At 71.2% G+C, this 2194-nt stretch carries 2 protein-coding genes; both read right to left on the reverse strand.

Annotated elements, in window-relative coordinates; all coding sequences use genetic code 11:
- Window positions 1-602: GNAT family N-acetyltransferase (locus BN11_RS24515; RefSeq protein ID WP_048702152.1), on the reverse strand; the 602-nt coding region annotated here is incomplete at its 3' end.
- A 31-nt stretch (window positions 603-633) separates the two neighbouring features.
- The coding region (locus BN11_RS24520; protein WP_048700415.1) for an ABC transporter permease at window positions 634-2194 on the reverse strand (1561 nt) is incomplete at its 5' end.

Raw genomic sequence — 2194 nt, forward strand, 5'->3', positions numbered from 1 at the left:
GGCCATTCCGCCCCGGTGATCGAGAACCAGTCGGTGTCGCGGTTGCGGCCCTTGTAGACCATCGCGTTGCGATGCCGCCCTTCGTAGGTGAACCCCAGCCGGGTCGCGGCCGCCTTGGACGGTTCGTTGCACGAGTCGCACTTCCACTCGTATCGGCGGTAGCCGAGGTCGTCGAAGACATGCCGGGCCATCAGGATCATCGCTTCCGTGGCGGCCGTGGTGCGTTGCAGCGCAGAGGAATAGACGATCCCGCCGACCTCGACGCTGCCGTTCGGCGGGTCGATCCGCAAGAAACTCGCGAACCCCAGACCGGCACCGTCCGGCGCCATGATGGCGTGCGCCGCGCCCGCCGGGTTGCGCAGCTGGACGGCGATGCAGGCGTCGAACTCGGCACGGGTCATCGTCGGCGAGTAGGGGTAGTAGGTCCAGATCCGCGGGTCGGATTCGAGAACCATCGGCGCGTAGAGAATTCCGGCGTGTGCCGCCGTGAGCGGTTCCAACCGCACGTGCCTTCCGGTCAGGGTCACGGGTATGACGGGTGGCCGGGCCTGCCAGCCGGGCAGCGGCTCGCCGACGGGTTGGCCGAACTCGTTCTGAGGCACGCGGCCGATCCTACGGAACGGCCCGGCCCGCTCAGGTGACGTCGCGGCGGGCGTAACCCCACCAGCCGGCCGCGAGCAATCCCAGAGCCAGGAGCGATTCGACGACCACGGGGACCCAGTCCATTGGCTCGGCCGGAGGTCGTGGCAGATAGGCGAAGGGGGTGGCGTCGAGGACTCGCTGGGGGAAGCCCAGCACCGCGCCGATCCAGTTGACGACGAGCGACCAGCCGGTGACGAGCCAGGGCAGCAGCCGCAGCCGTGGCGCCAACCCGTGCACGGCAACCGCGAGGCCGACGATGAGTGCGATCCCGGGTGCCTGGGCCGCGGCGCCGCCGCCGATCCGTGCGAGTTGCTGCGGGTCGCCACGCAGCGCCGCCGGCAGCGCCATCAAGAGACCACTGAGGATCAGCACCCCGATCGGCACGATCAGCGCCGGCAGGACGAAGGCACTCAACACCCGGGATCGAGACGTCGCGCCGGCGAGCAGCAGCTCACCGCGCCCGGACTCCTCCTCGCGCCGGAGTCGCTCCACGAGGGAGATGCCGATCAGGGCGAAGAGAACGACGAGGATGCCGATCATCGCCACATAGAAGGCGTCGGTCAGGTCGGTCGCGCCGGCACCCATCCGGCGGAAGCGATCGGCCAGCGTGGGATCTTCGGCGATCGAGTCGAAGACATTCGACATCGAGCCCATGACGAGCGCGAAAAGGCCCATCCCGACGAGTGTCCAGATCGCCGTGCCCCGATCGAGCCGCCGCGCGAGAGCGCTCACCGATCCCAGGGCCGGTGCGGCGTGCTCCGGGCCGGGGCGGGCGGGGCGCAGGCCCGCGCCGTGATCACGGCGGGCCTCCAGTGCGAAGGCGAACCCAATCAGCCCGGCCGCCAATGCGATCGGGAGGGCGAGCACCCACCAGCGCTCCCCGGCATACGGCCGCACGTACGGTGACCACTCGAGCGGCGAGAGCCAGCCGAGCCACCGCATACCGGCGTCCTCCGAGGTCCCGTCGGCGACGGCGCGCAGGAGGTATGCCGCGCCGACCGACCCCATCGCGATGCCCCGGGCGGTCCGGGCCGACGCGGTGAGTTGGGCGGCGACGGCGCCCACGCCGGCGAAGGCGACACCGGTCACACCGATGCCCAGCCCCAGCGCGACGGCGCCGGATGCCGGGGTGCCCAGGCCGATCATCGAGACGATGACGAGGAGGGCGAGCAGACCGCATACCCCGGAGGCGACGAGCAGGGCGGCGAGCAGGGGCGCGTGCCGCCCGATCGACCCGGCGCGCAACAGTTCGGTGCGGCCCGCCTCCTCGTCCGCGCGAGTGGCGCGGATGACGCCGAGCCCCGCCATGACCGCGGCCATCATCGCGACGAAGCCGCCGACACGCCAGGACGTGAACCCGCCGACGTGCAACAGGTCGTAGGGCGGGCCGAGCATCGCCCGCATCGTCGGATTGGCGGCCAGGCCCGCGGCGACCTCGCGACCGGCCGCGTCGTCGGTGATCGTCTCGCGATAGGCGCTGGCGGTCGCCGGGATCGTGACCCACAACATGACGAGCCAGACCAGCCAGAACCACCGGTCGGCTCGCAGGATA

This window comes from Nostocoides australiense Ben110 (genome assembly GCF_001050535.1).
Lineage (GTDB): Bacteria > Actinomycetota > Actinomycetes > Actinomycetales > Dermatophilaceae > Nostocoides_A > Nostocoides_A australiense.